General features: G+C 31.1%; 14 protein-coding genes, 1 tRNA gene and 1 pseudogene. 6 read left to right on the top strand and 10 right to left on the bottom strand.

Annotation, left to right across the window (positions count from 1 at the left end):
• Positions 1 to 28: 28 nt before the first annotated feature.
• On the bottom strand, positions 29 to 3,643 hold the full coding sequence (locus ACN5J3_RS12565; protein WP_418511968.1) for a DUF4175 family protein: 3,615 nt from the start codon (positions 3,641 to 3,643) through the stop codon (positions 29 to 31).
• 524 nt (positions 3,644 to 4,167) lie between these two features.
• On the opposite strand from ACN5J3_RS12565, the gene gltX reads away from it, so the two are divergent.
• Positions 4,168 to 5,682 (top strand): glutamate--tRNA ligase, encoded by a 1,515-nt coding sequence (gene gltX / locus ACN5J3_RS12560; protein WP_418511967.1) that lies wholly within the window; start codon positions 4,168 to 4,170, stop codon positions 5,680 to 5,682.
• Between the two features lie 47 nt (positions 5,683 to 5,729).
• Here gltX and ACN5J3_RS12555 read toward each other — a convergent pair whose 3' ends face one another.
• Complete coding sequence (locus ACN5J3_RS12555; RefSeq protein WP_344715556.1) at positions 5,730 to 6,407, bottom strand: hypothetical protein; 678 nt, start codon at positions 6,405 to 6,407, stop codon at positions 5,730 to 5,732.
• 86 nt (positions 6,408 to 6,493) lie between these two features.
• On the opposite strand from ACN5J3_RS12555, the gene ACN5J3_RS12550 reads away from it, so the two are divergent.
• Both ACN5J3_RS12550 and ACN5J3_RS12545 read left to right on the top strand, forming a co-directional pair.
• Positions 6,494 to 7,426: an SPFH domain-containing protein gene (locus tag ACN5J3_RS12550; RefSeq protein ID WP_334468608.1), complete on the top strand. Its 933-nt coding sequence runs from the start codon at positions 6,494 to 6,496 to the stop codon at positions 7,424 to 7,426.
• Positions 7,419 to 7,934 (top strand): hypothetical protein, encoded by a 516-nt coding sequence (locus ACN5J3_RS12545; protein WP_344715555.1) that lies wholly within the window; start codon positions 7,419 to 7,421, stop codon positions 7,932 to 7,934. Before ACN5J3_RS12550 ends, ACN5J3_RS12545 begins: the two co-directional genes overlap by 8 nt.
• 64 nt (positions 7,935 to 7,998) lie before the next feature.
• Here the strand turns inward: ACN5J3_RS12545 and ACN5J3_RS12540 are convergent, their stop codons facing one another.
• From ACN5J3_RS12540 to ACN5J3_RS12530, 3 genes are all read right to left on the bottom strand, one after another.
• Positions 7,999 to 8,487, bottom strand: a complete 489-nt coding sequence (locus ACN5J3_RS12540) for a DUF1761 domain-containing protein (protein ID WP_215926372.1) — start codon at positions 8,485 to 8,487, stop codon at positions 7,999 to 8,001.
• Positions 8,488 to 8,581: 94 nt separating this feature from the next.
• Positions 8,582 to 8,794, bottom strand: a complete 213-nt coding sequence (locus ACN5J3_RS12535) for a hypothetical protein (RefSeq protein WP_252723660.1) — start codon at positions 8,792 to 8,794, stop codon at positions 8,582 to 8,584.
• Between the two features lie 60 nt (positions 8,795 to 8,854).
• Entirely contained in the window at positions 8,855 to 10,864 is a 2,010-nt protein-coding gene (locus tag ACN5J3_RS12530; protein ID WP_418511964.1) for a glutamine--tRNA ligase/YqeY domain fusion protein, read from the bottom strand.
• Between the two features lie 155 nt (positions 10,865 to 11,019).
• Here ACN5J3_RS12530 and ACN5J3_RS12525 point away from each other — a divergent pair.
• The 3 genes and pseudogenes from ACN5J3_RS12525 (at position 11,020) to ACN5J3_RS12515 (ending at position 11,799) form a co-directional block, all read left to right on the top strand.
• Positions 11,020 to 11,220, top strand: a pseudogene (locus ACN5J3_RS12525) (zinc ribbon domain-containing protein).
• Between the two features lie 51 nt (positions 11,221 to 11,271).
• Positions 11,272 to 11,634: a dihydroneopterin aldolase gene (gene folB / locus ACN5J3_RS12520; RefSeq protein ID WP_418511963.1), complete on the top strand. Its 363-nt coding sequence runs from the start codon at positions 11,272 to 11,274 to the stop codon at positions 11,632 to 11,634.
• Positions 11,635 to 11,728: 94 nt separating this feature from the next.
• A tRNA-Cys gene (locus ACN5J3_RS12515) sits at positions 11,729 to 11,799 on the top strand.
• A gap of 238 nt (positions 11,800 to 12,037) precedes the next feature.
• Here ACN5J3_RS12515 and ACN5J3_RS12510 read toward each other — a convergent pair.
• From ACN5J3_RS12510 to rnr, 5 genes are all read right to left on the bottom strand, one after another.
• Positions 12,038 to 12,268: an ion channel gene (locus ACN5J3_RS12510; protein WP_334468599.1), complete on the bottom strand. Its 231-nt coding sequence runs from the start codon at positions 12,266 to 12,268 to the stop codon at positions 12,038 to 12,040.
• A gap of 396 nt (positions 12,269 to 12,664) precedes the next feature.
• Positions 12,665 to 13,348, bottom strand: a complete 684-nt coding sequence (locus tag ACN5J3_RS12505; protein WP_215926363.1) for a LysE family translocator — start codon at positions 13,346 to 13,348, stop codon at positions 12,665 to 12,667.
• Between the two features lie 122 nt (positions 13,349 to 13,470).
• Entirely contained in the window at positions 13,471 to 13,707 is a 237-nt protein-coding gene (locus ACN5J3_RS12500; protein ID WP_334468596.1) for a hypothetical protein, read from the bottom strand.
• Between the two features lie 2 nt (positions 13,708 to 13,709).
• A complete protein-coding gene (locus ACN5J3_RS12495) occupies positions 13,710 to 14,009 on the bottom strand; it encodes a YbjQ family protein (protein ID WP_334468594.1) in 300 nt (99 codons plus the stop codon).
• 104 nt (positions 14,010 to 14,113) lie between these two features.
• Positions 14,114 to 16,360, bottom strand: coding sequence for a ribonuclease R (rnr, locus tag ACN5J3_RS12490; protein ID WP_334468592.1), 2,247 nt, complete (start codon positions 16,358 to 16,360; stop codon positions 14,114 to 14,116).
• Positions 16,361 to 17,400 lie beyond the last annotated feature (1,040 nt).

The following is a 17,400-nucleotide window of genomic DNA, read 5'->3' as shown; positions in this document are numbered from 1 at the left end:
GAAAATTACAGGAAAGCATTAAATCATATTATTCAGTATCCTTCTTAAAATACTCTCTGATTTTTTTCTTAAAATGATTTTGCAAAGGTAATGCTTGACGATTTAACATTTCAGTAGTATTAAAATATTGTTTTGCCGTAGGAATTTGACTCGGATTATTTTGATTGAATTCTTCTTTATTTGTTTCAGATTTACGTTTGGTATCTTGACCTTGCATAAACGTTGCATTCTCCATTTTTAATAATTGGTGTTGTACATCCATCATTTTTTGAAGCGTCTGTCTTGTAAACCCTGTATTCAATAAATCGAGTTCAATATCTTCCATTTGCTTGATTAATTGTCCTGCAGATTCAATTTTTCCTTCCTTGGCTAATTTATCTTCTAATGCCTGTCGTAATAACTGTTGTTTCTGATAAATTTTAAATAGTTCTCCATTTTGTTCTTCACTTCCTCCTTCACCATAACCATCGTTTTTCTCTCCTTCTCCATCACCATCTGTACCATCACCTCCATTTTTACCGTTTTTTCCACCTTTACCATCTTTACCATTCTTGCCACCTTCTTTTTGTCCACTTTGGTTACCTTCCCCTTTTTGCTGACCATTTTCTCCGGCTTTACCACCTTTACCACCTTTTCCTTGCTCTTGGCCGCTTTGTCCATTCTCTCCACTCTTTCCATCTTGTCCATCTTTTCCAGCTTTACCTTGTTCCCCTGGCTTTTCTCCTTCCCCCTCTTTTCCTTCCTTACCATCTTTACCAGGTTTTTCACCTTCTTTTCCTTCCTCTCCCTCTTTACCTTCTTCACCTTTCTTTACGCCTTCTTCCATTTCTTTATTAATCTCTTCCTGAGATTTAATGATATCTGGTAATTGTGAATCTCCTTCACCTTGTCCAGCTGACGGATTCATTTCCATTTCCATATCATCTAAAACATCACTCAAAAAGCTCGCTAATTCATTGGTAGAAGTTACTGCGTATTGCTGTGCACCAACACCTGAGTATAATCTATTTTCTGAAAGTTGATCTAAGGCTTTATCAATATTAAAATAAACCTCAGTAATTTGTGAATTCACTTTTTCAGATATTTTAGGTTGTCTTAATGATAAAGCAAATAAACTATCATCTATATGTTCAAAATGCTCTCTTAAATTACTTTGCTCAATAATGTACTTTCCGTAGTTGTTATTATTAATACCAATACTCTCAAAAGTTTCCATAAGAGCTTCTTGGTCAAACGAATAAAGTAAAAGATTCTCTAATATTTGACGTAATGCATCTGCATCTTCAGATGCTTGGTCACCACCTCCTCCACCTCCAGCAGCTGCCATTTTTAGCATTTCGCTCATTTCTTTCATCTTCTTAGCAGCTTTCTTTTGCTTTTCTTTAGCCTTTTTTTGCTGCTCTTGAGCTTCTTTTTCTTGCGCTTTAGATTCGCTTTCTTCTTTTTTATCTAATGCTTCTTTGGCTTCTTTTTGGTCAAATTTAATTTCATCTTCTAAAAACTCATCTCTAGCAATCTTCATTGGTTTTTGAAGTTGTCTATCTTCACGCTTTAAATCTTCTAAATCTTTTTGAAGTTTATCAAACTCATCATTCAATTTTTCTTGAGCTTCTTTTGTATTTTCTTTATCCTTTTCAGATAATTTTTCTTGCTTTTCAGATAGTTTTTCTAATTCACTAGAAACCTTTTCAGCCTTCTTCATCACATAAAAACGTTTGGTCAACTCTAAAAGTTGTTTCATGCTACGTTTCTTATTTTTGTTTTGCTTGGCTAATTCTTCAAGCTTTTGTGTAAATTCTTCTTTATTAATTTTATCCTTTAATTTTTCAAGCTCTTTAAGTAATTCTTCGTCTTTCTTTAATTGTTCTTCATTCTCCTTTAAACGTTCCTTTAAATCTTCTTTAAATTGGTCGTCTTTCTTTTCGTCCTTTTGAAATTCTTCTAAATTATCTTGTAGTTTTTTGTTGAAATTTTTCATCAACTGTTCCTGATTTTTCTGACGTTTTAGAAACTCTTCAAATTTCTTTTTGTCATTAAAATTGAGGCTTTCTTTTTCCTTTTGCGTTTTAGATAATTCTTCGAGCTTTTTATCTTGTTCTTTAAGTTTATCGAACGTTTTACTAATATCCTTTATCGTTTCGTTCTGCTCATTGAGCTGTTTTTGCTCTTCTTCATCCTTTGTTAGTTTACGGTAACTGAATGTTGAACTTTTGGTGCGTTTGTAATTATGTAATGCATCGTTATCAAAAACCTCGAAATACAATTGGTAACTTACACCATCTTCTAAGTTGAATTGATTAGGAAACGCACTTACAAACTCACTAAAATTAGATTTAGAAATAGTGATGGGTTCAACCATTTTATTAGACTCATCTTCGGTTGGATAATACACCAATTGTAATTTGGTTAAACCATAATCATCACTCACTTGACCATAGAAATACAAGCTTTGTTGATCTATTGAGTCTTTTTGAACCTTGATATTTATTTCTGGATAAATATCTTTAACCACATTAATATTGTAGGCTAAATTCTCGTAATCTTTTAAATCATCGTTGCTTGTTGTGATGCTGTAATTATAGTTTTTATAAAGGCGTTTTGAGGCTTCAAAATTACCATTTTGGCTTGGTTTAAAACTCAGAGTATCTTCTGCATAAATTTGAACTCCTGTGGTTGATTTTGTTTTTGCTCTCCAGGTCACATTTGTACCTTCTGGAATCACAGCAGAACCTGTACTTTTTAAAACCTCATCTTGCTTTTTAGTATGTGCAGGATAATCTAAAACCATATCAAAATTAACCAGATTTGGTGTTTTAACTACATTTAACTTATAAGGCTTTGATGTTACTTCATTTGCTGATAAGGTAAACTCAACAGCTTCTTTAGGTAAATTGAATGTGTATTGAAATTCACCAGCAGCTATTTGTTGTAAAAAATACGATTGCCCATTAAATTTAATTTGTGCATTCTCAGGAATCACATTTCCTGCTGTTGAAACTTGTAACTTAAAATCTTTATTTTCAATAGCTTGAAGCGATTCATTCAATACAAAAAACTGAAAAGGTGCTGGTGGCTCGTATGCCGTTTTGTAATTAACAACACGTTCGTAACTATCACTAAACCAATTTATTTTTCCGGTAACAAACGACAACAATAAAATAGCAATAGGAATAGCTGCATATTTTAAATATTTGGTATTTGATTTAAAGTTAATCGCAGATTTAAAAGGAATGGGTTGTAACTCTTGAGACTTCTGCTCTATACTTGCTAATAGTAAATCCGATTGTTGAGGGCTTTGATTAAGTTGAAGTACATTTAATAACTTATCGTTCACTTCTGGAAAATGATTTCCTATAAGTTTTGAAGCCGTTTCAAAATTGATGCCTTGTCTTAATTTGAATAAATGTGACAACGGAATGGCTATAAACTTTACGAAGAGTGCTAATTCTACTGCGATAAACGTCCAAAATAATATCGTTCTAGCTGTTGGATTAAGCCATAACACATATTCTACGAATAATGTAATTATAAGATATAGTAAACCAATAGCGAAAAATAAGATAGCACCTTTTAGTAGTTCATTGGTGTAATACCTTTTAATGAATTGCTCTAGCTTTTGTTTTATGGTTTCGAAATTGCTCATTTAATATGTATTCTATTTTTTCTGTTCATTTTATTCGTCTATTTCTATTATATATAGATGAACTCATGATGTGCTTCGCAGTAGTCTTGATACAAAACGAACCAAAAAATCAAAACGATTTATTAGGAAATTGCAAGCACCATTCGCTGATACATTGATAATTCTATTTCACTTTAAACCTTATTTTTTCAATCCTTGATTTTATAGTTCAATAATGATTATTGCTCATTATTTCTGAAAATCGTTGCGTCCAACGCTGTCGGAACTAAAGGCACTAACAATCTATCAGTTACCTTTATTGGCTAATAGTATTTCAATAATAATGCTCTAAAAATGCTAAACTACACTCTATATTACCTTTAACTGACTAAACTACAAATTTATTTTAATCGAAAATAGTTGAAAACTAATAAGATTCTGTTAATATAGAAGAATTTACTGTTAAATACGGTAAAACTTAACAAGTGCTTATTTTCTTTGTTCTAAAATTCTATCAAACTATCTTTGCGCTTTAATATACAATTATGTCTAAAAAAGTACGTGTGCGTTTTGCACCAAGTCCAACAGGACCATTACATATTGGTGGTGTAAGAACCGCTTTATTCAACTATTTATTTGCCAAAAAACATGGTGGTGATTTTGTTCTTAGAATTGAAGATACAGACCAAAACCGTTATGTTGAAGGTGCTGAAGATTACATTGTTAAATCATTAGATTGGTGTGGCATTTCTTTTGATGAAGGCCCAAATAAAAACGAAAAATTTGGTCCTTACAGACAAAGCGAACGTAAAAATTTATACAAGCAATATGCTGATGAATTAATTGCCAATGGTAAAGCTTATTATGCTTTTGATACGGCTGAACAATTAGATGCAGAACGCAAAGGTCATGAAGCCGATGGTAAAACTTTTATCTATAACTGGCATAACCGTGAAAAAGGCCGTTTAGTAAACTCTTTGGTATTAACTGAAGCAGAAACACAAGCTAAAATTGAAGCTGGTGACGATTATGTGATTCGTTTTAAATCTCCACAAGATGAAACCTTACATCTTACAGATATTATTCGTGGTAATATAAAAATTGACACCAATGTTTTAGACGATAAAATATTGTTTAAGAGTGATGGTATGCCAACCTATCACCTAGCCAATATTGTAGATGACCATTTAATGGAAATTACACACGTCATTCGTGGTGAAGAATGGTTACCATCTTTAGCATTACACCAATTATTATATAATGCCTTTGGTTGGGAAGCACCAGAATTTGCGCATTTACCATTGATTTTAAAACCAACAGGAAAAGGAAAACTAAGCAAGCGTGATGGTGATAAGATGGGCTTTCCTGTATTTCCTTTAGAATATACAGCACCTGATGGAACCATTTCTAGAGGTTATAAAGAAGATGGCTATTTCCCTGAAGCTGTGGTTAATTTCTTAGCCTTTTTAGGGTGGAATCCTGGAACCGAACAAGAGTTATTTAGTTTAGAGCAATTAGTTGCTGATTTTGATTTAGCGAGAGTAAATAAAGCTGGTGCACGTTTTGATCCAGATAAAACCAAGTGGTTTAACCATCAGTATATGCAACAGCAATTAGATTTAGATTTGGCTGAGCAGTTTAAAGCCATTAGACCCGAATTAGCAGACATTGATGTTAATTATATTGCTTTAAGTATTGGTTTAATAAAAGAGCGAGCAACGTTTGTTAGTGATTTTTGGGACTTAAGTCACTTCTTTTTTACAGCTCCAACAGCTTACGATGAAAAGGCCTCTAAAAAAGCACTTAAAGAAGGAACCGCAGACATTATGACTAAAGTTATTGAGCTTGTTAATGCCACTGATGACTTTACAGTTGAAAACCTTCAGACCAATATTAAAGGTTGGATTACAGATAACGAGATTGGTTTTGGAAAAGTAATGATGCCTTTAAGACTCGCTTTAGTTGGTGCCTTACAAGGACCAGATGTTTTTGATATTATGTATATGATTGGGAAAACAGAAACGGTTAATCGTATTGAAGCTTTAGTAAAAAACATCTAAAAACAACTTCGATACGTCGTTTTGTTAATAACACATTTTAAAAAAGTTTAAAAGGTAATCATAGCTGTTAAAGCTAATAGCGACTGGTTACCTTTAAATTTTTTGTTAGTTCCAATATCAAGGTCTTGCTTGTTTAAATTACCTAACATATTGGTAAAACCATACATATACTGCGCTCTAAGCAATAAACGTCTTACTCCTAAGGATAAACCAACAGCTCCATTAACATTAAAGTTTGAAATATCGCTTATATCTTCAGTTAATAAATTGTTGTAACCTTTAATAAAATATCCTTCTTTGGCTTCATCTTTAAGCTCTAACTCACTATTGTATTGTAACATAGGACCAACATCTAAGGTTAAATTATTACTTATAAGTTTTATATGAAATAAAAACGAAATGTTAGCAACAAATAGTTTGTACTCAACAAATTCTTCAGTTAAGTTTCCTAATGCTAACGCTTTAATATCTACATAATTTTCAGATAATTGAATGTTATAGCTCACATTATACCATCGATGCGGAATATCTACAGATGCTGACATTCCACCTATATAACCTGAATTTTTTTTAGTTTCAAAATTATCTGTTTGAATATCAAATTGGGTAATTCCACCTTGTAAACCAATGCCATTTTGAATTTTATAATTTTTGCGCTGAGCAAAACTATTTGTAACAAATGTTAAACAAATAAGTACTAATAAGAGAGATTGTATGTTTTTCATGCTATTTTTAAAGCTGATAGAGGCAAACCTAAGTAAAATAATTTACTTTTAGAGTCTCGTATTGTTTAACCTTAAAAAAACGTGCTATGGGTCAATTTATTTTCGTTCCAATTATATTCTTTGGACTTATCATTTTAGTTTCATCATTTTTTGTGGTGAAACAACAAACAGCAGCCATTATAGAGCGTTTTGGTAAATTTCACAGTATTAGACATTCTGGATTAAAACTTAAAATTCCGTTAGTAGATAAAATTGCTGGAAAATTAAGTTTAAAGATTCAACAATTAGATGTTATTATTGAGACTAAAACTTTGGATGATGTATTTGTAAAACTAAAAGTTTCTGTGCAATACAAAGTTGTAACGGAAAGTGTTTATGATGCTTTTTATAAACTCGATTATCCACATGAACAGATTACGAGTTATGTCTTTGATGTGGTACGTGCTGAAGTACCAAAAATGAAATTAGATGATGTCTTTGTTAAAAAAGACGATATTGCCTTAGCGGTAAAAGCAGAATTAAATGATGCAATGATGGACTATGGGTTTGACATTATTAGAACTTTAGTTACCGATATTGATCCTGATCCACAAGTAAAAATAGCAATGAATCGTATTAATGCTGCCGATAGAGAAAAAACTGCTGCACAATATGAAGGTGATGCGCAACGTATTTTAATTGTAGAAAAAGCAAAAGCAGAAGCTGAAAGTAAGCGCTTACAAGGTCAAGGTATTGCAGACCAGCGTCGTGAAATTGCTCGAGGATTAGAAGAATCTGTAGATGTTTTAAATAGAGTTGGTATTAACTCACAAGAAGCTTCTGCATTAATTGTTGTTACCCAACATTACGATACATTACAAGCTATTGGACAAGAAACCAATAGTAACTTAATATTATTACCTAATTCACCACAAGCAGGAAGTCAAATGCTAAACGATATGGTTGCTAGTTTTACTGCAAGTAACCAAATTGGTGAAGCCATGAAAGCCGCTAAAAACAAAAAAAAGAACGATGAATAAATTAAAAAAATTAATGCTATTGGTTTTAATAGCTACAAGTGTAAATGTGTTTTCACAAACAAAAGCAGATGCTCTAAAGGATGCTAAAACAACTTCAAAAGCCACATTAGATATGGATTTTGAAACGCTTCTCAATTATACACTTCCTTCTGTATTGGATATGATGGGAGGAAAAGATGCTGCTATGCAAGTTTTAAAAACAACTTTTGATGGTATGAAAGCACAAGGTTTTGTATTTGAAAAAGCTGATATCATTAGTGTTTCTGAAATTGTAAAAGAACAAGATCAATTTCGTTGTGTCGTTGAAGGTTATAATCAGATGAAAATGTCTGAACAACGTATTTCTTCTAAAAGCTATCTTTTAGGTATCTATAATGAAACTGGTAAACATTGGTGGTTTATTGAAGCAAAGCAACTTAAAAATAAGGCTTTAGCAGATAATATATTACCAAATTTTGAAACTGCACTAGACATCCCAGAAGATGATGTTAAAGTTGAAAAACTCTAAATAGAATATTATAGCATGAAAAAACCTCTAAAATTATATTTAGAGGTTTTTTTATATTCACATATTACATACCACAAATAATACTTCCCATAACTGCTAACGTTACAATCCAGTAACCAGAATTTATAAAAATATATTTTGCGCTTTTACGCTCAAATAAAGCGATAGTTCCTATAATTGGAAGTGCACCTAGTATTCCAAACATAGCCCCATGTAAGGCACCATGCTTAAACGTTCTAAATGTGTCTCCATAATCGGCCATAAACGCTTCAAAAGATGGTTTTGCTAATTCTGGCTCTGCTCCTACCATACTTAAAGCTCCCCATTGATGATTAGTAAATTGCATTAATAAAAAACTCAACATAGTAGCAAACACTAGTGTTAAGCCAAAAATAATTGCAATATTTCCACTTTTTATACGCTCTTCTGTCATTCCAGATTCTCGCATCCAAGCGATTCCGAATCCAAATTTTGGGTTATACCATAAAGCACCTACAAATAAAGCAGCTACTGCTGCAATTGGAATAGCGATTGGGTTAATTGGTAATTCCATGAATTTTAATGTGTTAGTTAGAATTTAAATGTACAAAAAAACCTCATAAGTTTGATTTATGAGGTTTCTAATAAAATTAAAATCATATAAAGTGCTAATGTCCTTCTTCTTTATATTTATCTCGAATTTCTTTTAATTCATTTAAATAATTTTTCAAATCTTCTTCATTGATACTTGCTGTACCATTAGCCCCTTGAGGCAATGTACTTCTAGTTTCATCTAAATGTTTTTGAAGTTCAGGATAATTGTCTTCAATGTCTCTTGTAACTGTTGAAAGTTCTGTAAGTAATTTTTGTGATATATTCATAATTGTATGGTATATCCCTAAATTTATGAATATTAAGACAAAATATCTCTCAAAAAATTGTTAAATTTCAGAAGCTTCAGCAACTAACACCTCATTTTTATCCGCTTTAGCCTTCTCAATAAACTCGTTAATTGCATCATTTCGCTCTAAGCCATTTTTAAGCAACTCTTTTAACGCAATTAAAACTGCGATACGAGTACCTGCTTTTTTTACTGCAGTGCCAAATAAAGGCTCTAAATCATCGTAAGAAACATCTTTAGCTAGCTCTTGTATTTCAGATTTAACTTTTAACTGCTTTTCTTCAGATAAATTGGTATATTTTTTTCCAAACTGTTGAATTACACTAATTGCGGAACGTTTTTGTTGTTGCGGTTTTGCTTTATTCTGATTTTGATTATTCTGAGGTTTTGGTTTTTGCTTAGCCCAACTATCTCTTAATCCTACAGTTTTATTAAATACCAATTTTTCAGCTGTAGAATCATCATCAACATTAAAATAACCTAAACGTTGAAACTGAAACTGCTCTCCTACTTCAACTGTTGCTAAACTTGGTTCTAAATAACCTGTTTTAATGGTTAAAGATTTCGGATTTATAAATTCCATAAAATCTTTGTCTTTATCACTATCAGGAGATTCATGACTAAACAAACGATCATACTCTCTAATTTCGGCTATAATAGCATGCTTTATAGACACCCAATGTAAGGTTCCTTTAACCTTTTTAGATGTATCTTCATCATAGGTACAATGCACTTCAAGAATAGCTCCATTTTGATCTTTTACCACATCATTCGCTTTAATGATATAAGCATTTTTTAATCGGACTTCTCCTCCAAGTTTTAACCTAAAATACTTGTTTCCGGCTTCTTCTTTAAAATCGTCTCGTTCTATATAAACTTCTCTAGAAAATGGTACTTTTCTATAGCCTGCTGAATCATCTTCTTGATTATTTTCAGCTTCTAACCATTCCTCTTTATCTTCAGGATAATTAGTGATCACTACTTTTATAGGATCTAAAACCGCCATTACACGATTGGCTGTTTTGTTTAAATCTTCGCGAATACAGAATTCTAAAAGCGAGACATCAATGACATTTTCGCGTTTAGCTACACCAACTTTTTCTATAAATTTTCTAATAGAATTTGGGGTATAACCTCTACGACGTAAACCTGAAATCGTAGGCATTCGCGGATCATCCCAACCAGACACAATACCTTCTTCTACTAATTTAAGTAATTTACGCTTACTCATTATAGTATAACTAAGGTTAAGACGTGCAAATTCGCGTTGTTTAGGTAACATTGGAAGCGTATCTGAAGCATAGTTATAGATATGCTCTTTAAACCAGTTATAAAGTTCTCTATGTGGCTTAAATTCTAAAGAACACAAACTGTGAGATACTTGCTCTATATAATCGCTTTCTCCATGTGTCCAATCGTACATAGGATAAATACACCAATCATTACCTGTACGGTGATGATGTTTCTTTAAAACACGATACATAATAGGATCACGCATTAACATGTTAGGATGTTGCATGTCTATTTTTGCACGCAGAATATGTGCACCTTCTTCAAACTCACCATTTTTCATACGTTCAAAAAGGTCTAAATTTTCTTCAACAGAACGATTTCTGTATGGACCATCTACACCAGGTTGTGTTGGTGTCCCTTTTTGTTCTGCCATAGCTTCAGACGACTGGCTATCTACATAGGCCTTTCCATCTTTAATTAATTGTACTGCCCAATCGTATAATTGTTGAAAATAATCTGAAGAATACAATTCATTTTCCCATTGATAACCTAACCAAGCGACATCCTTTTTAATAGCATCTACATATTCTTGTTCTTCTTTGGCAGGATTGGTATCATCGAACCTTAAATTTACAGGTGCGTTGTACTTCTCTCCTAACCCAAAACTAATACCAATAGCTTTGGTATGACCAATGTGTAAATACCCATTTGGCTCTGGTGGAAAACGAAAGCGCAATTTATCTTTTGACAAACCGTTGGCTAAATCTTCTTCTATAATATGCTCAATAAAATTGAGTGACTTTGTTTCTTCTGACATTATTTAGGTGTTAGCTGTTAAGTATTAGCTGTTAGGTAAAACCCTTATACAGCTAAAATTCTCAACATCATTATTCCAGGTGGTAAAATTAAACAAATTGTAACATTTATTTATGTTTTTATAATGATAGTATAAATCAAAAATCTAATACCATTATGAATTACAAATGTCCGAAATGTCATAATACTACTTGTACAGTAGAGCAATTGAAAAGCACTGGTGACACGTTTTCAAATATCTTTGATATTTAAAACAAAAAATTTACATCTGTTACTTGTAAAAAGTGCACGTATACTGAATTCTATAAAGCTAAAACTGGTGCATTGAGTAATATTTTTGATTTGTTTACGAATTAGAAAAGCGTAAAGACTGCTTCGCTCTATTATCTTTTATATTATTTTTGCTTTATGGGAATTATAAAAGTTGAAAATATAAGAGTATTTGCTAATCATGGCTGTTTAAAAGAAGAAACCGCTATTGGTAGTGATTACAGAGTAGATATTGAAGTAAAGGCTAATTTAAAAACCTCCGCAGCATCTGATGAATTGAATGATACTGTAGATTATGTATTACTGAATAAAATTGTGAGGGAAGAAATGGCTAAACCATCTAAGCTTTTAGAAACGGTTGCTAAGCGTATTTTGAATCGTGTTTTTAATGAAGAAGCATTAATTACCAAAGCTACAGTTGCTGTGAGTAAAATTAATCCGCCAATAGGTGGTGACGTTGAAATGGTTACAATAAAAATGAGCCAGAAGCGAAAAAAGTAAAGCTATTTAGGCTAAAACATATATAATTTTTATATTTGCGCTCTCGTTAAATCAAATTTAAATTGATGAGATTCCTTTTTCAAAGGAAAAAAAGGGTGTCGTGGCCGAGTGGCTAGGCAGTGGTCTGCAACACCATCTACAGCGGTTCGAATCCGCTCGACACCTCAAAAAGCTTCTAAGTTTTCTTAGAAGCTTTTTTTATTTTTAAATTTTAAAAAAATTTAGATTAATAGATACGCGATTCGAATCCTAACCTTTAGTGACCTCAAAAAGCCTTCTATTTATGTTGAGACGTTTCTATTTATAATTTAGTAGGAAACTTAGATTAATAGATACGAGGTTCGAATTCTAACGTTTTAATGACCTCAAAACACCTTCAACTTCTATAAGGTGTTTTACTAATCTAACTTAATATTTGAGAGATTAAAGTCACACTGAATAAGGTTAGAAAGATCCAACCAATAAAGCCTTCTACTATGGCTAAATATCTACCGATTCCTTTAATAGGAATTTCCCCAAAACCTAAGGTTGTAAATGAATTAATACTAAGCGTTAGCGCATTAAACAGGATAGATAGTACTTTTATGAGTAAATACCCAAGTATTAGGACTCCTATTAAAAAACTATAAACCATCCTTTTGAAGGATGATAGCTCATGCCAGCTATTTTTTACAACATTAAGATAGTTCCAAAACGATAATTTAATTTCTATGAGTTTCGTTTGAGTGTTTATAAATAACAGCGAAAAAATGAAAATACTTTAGGTACATGATTGCTATTCTTAACTAATGCTGCTTTTGTGTTGGCATTTTGAAGTAGCTTATTTTCATCGATTTCATACGCTTTAATAATAGTAGCATCTGTTGTAAAATAATTGATGGATTGTGTGATGCCTTTATTATATCTATTGAGGTTAATTTTATTCCAAGAATTAGTAGAAAACAGAAATACAATGGCGTTGAATTTACTAATAATATTATAAAATAGCTTTAGTACTTATTTTATACACCAACAAAATCTGTGGAAATGCTTAATCTATAGGATTAACCTTTTCAATTTGTTCCATACTTTTTTCATAAAGCTCTGGAAATAAGCCTTGACTTAGAAGTATAATACCAAAAATTAAAATAATTAGAGATACAATTTTTTTAGTCTTAAAAATACGTCTAGGTGTTAATTTACTTTTTAAACGTTTTGCAGCTGCAATCTTAAAAAGATCTGCTAAAAAATAAGACACTAACATGGTTACAATAAATATGGTAACTCCATTATCTGAAGTTGTAATAGATGTCCCAATGACAATAAAACCTAACCAACCTAACAGTACACCAATATTAATAAAATTGAGTAAAAACCCTTTAATAAAGAGCTTACCATAATCTTTCTTGGGAAGTACAATTTTGTGATGTTCTCTAACTATAGATCGGAATGATTTTGAAGTTTTTACAAAACTAATGAGTCCGTAAATAACTAATAAAGTTCCTCCAAAAACCAATAATTTTGGATCGTCTTTTATTTTATCTAAAAGGGTATCTGTACTTTTAAAAATAACGAGGATAAAAACAATATCTGCAAAAATAACACCAAGATCAAATACAATAGCGCTTCTAAACCCCTTAGTAACACTGGTTTCTAATAAAACAAAAAACACAGGACCAATGGTAAAGGCTAAGATTATTCCGAAGGGAATGGCTGTTAAGATATCGTCTAACATGTAAAACTTGCGGTTTACACAAATGTAAGAAACTCAACTGATATTACATACGTTTTTAGTCCATCACCTTGTAAAACGGTATAAATGGTTAAACGAAAAATATAGGAAGGTGCTTAAATATTTTATTTCAAGACAATTACCTTATTACTAAATATCCATTTCAATTGAATTTCATCACCAGAACGCTTTCTTACAATACGTCTTTGTGGTGATAAAATTAAAGTTAATATAGCCGAAATAGCTGTTAATAAATAGATGTTAATATCTTCGAATAGCATTTGAATTCCAAACCTTAAAATTAAATAAGTGATTAAGAATATTAGGAAAACATAAATACTAGCTTTTGTACTTGTTTGCATAATTAAACGGCAACTTTTACAGCAGTTCCTGTTACAGAAACCATAGCATAATTACTTGCTGTGAGTTCAATTTCTATTTTTATTCCAACAACTGCATTGGCTTTTAGTTTTGCAGCATTATTTTGTAAACTTTGAAATGCTTCTTCTTTTACAGTTTCTATGTTATTTTGCAGTTTGGTATAATACTTAGACATACTAAAACCCATTGAAATAGCTTCTTTATTAATTGCAACTCCTGTTACTATGCCTAAGTAATCTATTATGTTATGGTTTTCTATTGAATTGGTTGTGGTCAGGATCATAATTTGAATATTTTTCTTAATAGTACGTTTTATACTGTAAAGTTACAATTCTAATTGTTTTTAATGAGTTTTTAAAACCTCTTCATAACAGTATAAAATTGTAATTATTCATTGCTTATTTCTGGTTTGCCAACCATATAAAAATCTAAATGCTTTTTAGTTAAATCTGCATTTTTAACTTTTACAATTACTTCATCTCCGAGTTGATACATGGTTTTTGATTTATTACCAATCATAGCATATTGATCTTGATCAAATTGGTAATGATCATCTTTCATATCCCTTACACTAACCATACCTTCACATTTATTAGAAATTATTTCTATATAAATGCCCCAATCAGTAACTCCAGAAATTACACCTAAAAACTCTTCGTCTTGATGATCTTGCATAAAACGAATTTGCATATACTTAATAGAATCACGTTCTGCTTTTGTAGCTAAATATTCCATATTACTAGAATGTTTACAACGTTCTTCGTAAATCTCTTCGTTAGCAGATTTTTCGCCATCCAAATACTGTTGTAATAAACGATGTGCCATCACATCTGGATAACGACGAATTGGCGATGTAAAGTGACTGTAATAATCGAATGCCAAACCGTAATGACCAATATTATGTGTGGTATATTCGGCTTTAGACATGGTTCTTATAGTAAGTGTATCTACTAAATTTTGTTCTTTTTTACCAACAACATCTTTTAGTAAGTTATTTAAAGATGATGCAATACTTCCTTTATCTTTAAAATTTAATTTATGTCCAAAACGCGCTACAATAGTTTGAAGCTGAGCTAATTTTGATTCATCTGGTTCATCATGCACACGATACACAAAGGTTTTCTTTTGTTTTCCAACAAATTCTGACACCTTTCTGTTCGCTAATAACATGAACTCTTCAATCATTTTATTAGCATCCTTACTAGTCTTAAAAAATACTCCTACTGGATTTGCTTCTTCATCTAAATCGAATTTTACTTCGACCTTATCAAAAGAAATAGCACCATCTCGCATACGTGCATTTCGCATTTTACGTGCCAGCTGGTTCATTTTAATTGTAGCTTGAGCTACTTCTACAGAAGTTTGGTATTCTTCTCCAGTTAACGATACTTCAGCAGGAATAGTTGTATCAATTTTTTCTTTGTGTTTTAATACATCAACTTCATTAATTGTTGCATTATTTTCAATAATAGCTTGTGCTTCTTCGTATGCAAAACGCGCATCAGAGTAGGTTACGGTTCTACCAAACCACTCGTTTTTAATTTCGCATTTATCATTCATTTGAAACACTGCAGAAAAGGTATATTTTTCTTCGTGTGGACGTAATGAACACGCTCCATTAGATAAAACTTCTGGCAACATAGGCACTACTCTATCTACTAAATAAATAGAGGTTGCACGCTCGTAAGCTTCATCATCTAAAACCGTTCCGGGTTGTAAATAGTGAGAAACGTCTGCAATATGAATTCCAATCTCATATAAGCCATTATCTAGAACTTTAAAGGATAAGGCATCATCAAAATCTTTAGCGTCTTTAGGGTCTATGGTAAAGGTTAAATCTTTACGCATATCGCGACGTTTTGCTATTTCTTCAGGTTTAATTTCTAAATCAATATTGTTAGCATATGCTTCAACTTCGTGCGGAAACTCCATTGGTAATCCATATTCTGCCATAATAGAGTTAATCTCAGTACCATGTTCACCTGGTTTACCAAGTACTTCAATAACTTTACCGTTTGGTGAATCTGATTTTTCTGGCCAATCTTCTAGAGCAACCAATACTTTATCACCATCTTCGGCTTTATTAATTTTATTGATAGGTACAAAAATATCAGTATACATTTTATTGCTATCTGCTACAACAAAGGCAAAATTCTTTTTCTCATGAATTTGAATGGTACCAACATATTCCGTTTTTGCACGTTTTATAATGTTAGTAATTTCTCCTTCTTGTTTGCCTCTATGTTTTCGTTTATAGGCATAGAACTCTACTTCGTCTCCATTTAAAGCTTTATTAATATTGTTTGAAGCGATGAAGATATCTTCTTCAAAATCATCGCAAATAATATAACCGTTTCCTTTAGCTGCTAAATCTAAAATACCTGTATGATATTCTGTATTTACTATAGCTTTAAATTTACCACGTTCTACTTCTTCAATCTCTTGTTTTGCTTTAAGTTGTTGAAGTTTCTTTATAATTTGGTTGCGACTACTAGCATCATTAACGCCTAGTTTAGCTGCAATTTGTTTATAGTTAAAAGTTGAGTTTCTTTCTTTTTTTAAAATACTAAGAATTGTATTTGTAAGGTTGGAAATCTTGTTATGTGAAGGTTTCCTGTGTTTCTTTTTTGTCATTTAATTTGTAATCATATTCATTTCCTATAAGTGATAGGAATTCTAATTTAAAACTTAATTAAGGCGAAGAGAGGTTATTAAGTTTGCTACAAAGTTACGTTTTAATTTTTTAATGATGTTTATAGAACGTTAAATTAATGGAAAAGCACTGTAAATTTCACAGAGCTTTGCTTTAAAAGTATAGTATTAAAACTAGTCTATAATCAACTTTTTATCGCCTTTTTCTTTAGGTAGTTTCTATTTCTACTGCATATAAACCAGAAGTTTATTTTTAACGTATTTAGTAAACACTTTTAAATAGCGATAATTTAAACGTTGGAAATTTATTTTTAAAAACAAGAAAATCTAAGAAGTATAAATCTATTAGATTTTTAATTCTAATAATTAGTCATTATTGCTAAAAAACGATGTTATCAACATATATATACATATTATCATTTTTCTTTTAAAATTTAAAAAATAAAATAATGGTTATTATAGTCTGTTAATAGCTAGTATAACTTTTTGAAGTTTTATTTTGATTAATCGTAATTTACATTTTACAACATTTTAGTTAACATTAAGTTTACATCTAAACGCTTCATTTTTAAGCTAAATTAAAAAGCTATTAACAACTGTTAATAACGAATGTTAATAGAAATGACTGATATGTTTATTTTAAAATCTTGTTCATTTCACTACAAATGATGTTTAATAACTTCGGCGAAAAAAACAACTAACTTATTTGGTTATCTCATCTCTATTTTTGTTTGAAAAAATTAATGAATAAACCTAATTTTAGTTTTAAAGACTTGTGAACACTTATTAACAAGTTATAAGGTATGTTATCATAACTATTAACAAACCTAAATACTAGATAATGTTTTTGAGTGGTATTTAATAGATTAAGTTTAGAATAGAACTTTATATACTTATATAATGAGTAGCATTATTAATAGATCCAAGTAATTTAGATGCTAGTAATTAAATTATTCTTTAAAATTTAACAGAATTAATCATTTTATATGTTTCGTGAAAATGAGTTCTAATAACTTCAAATA

Source organism: Corallibacter sp. (assembly GCF_048381695.1).
Taxonomy (GTDB): domain Bacteria; phylum Bacteroidota; class Bacteroidia; order Flavobacteriales; family Flavobacteriaceae; genus Corallibacter; species Corallibacter vietnamensis.
The sequence above is the reverse complement of the archived record's forward strand: the minus strand, read 5'-3'. Positions and strand labels throughout refer to the sequence as shown.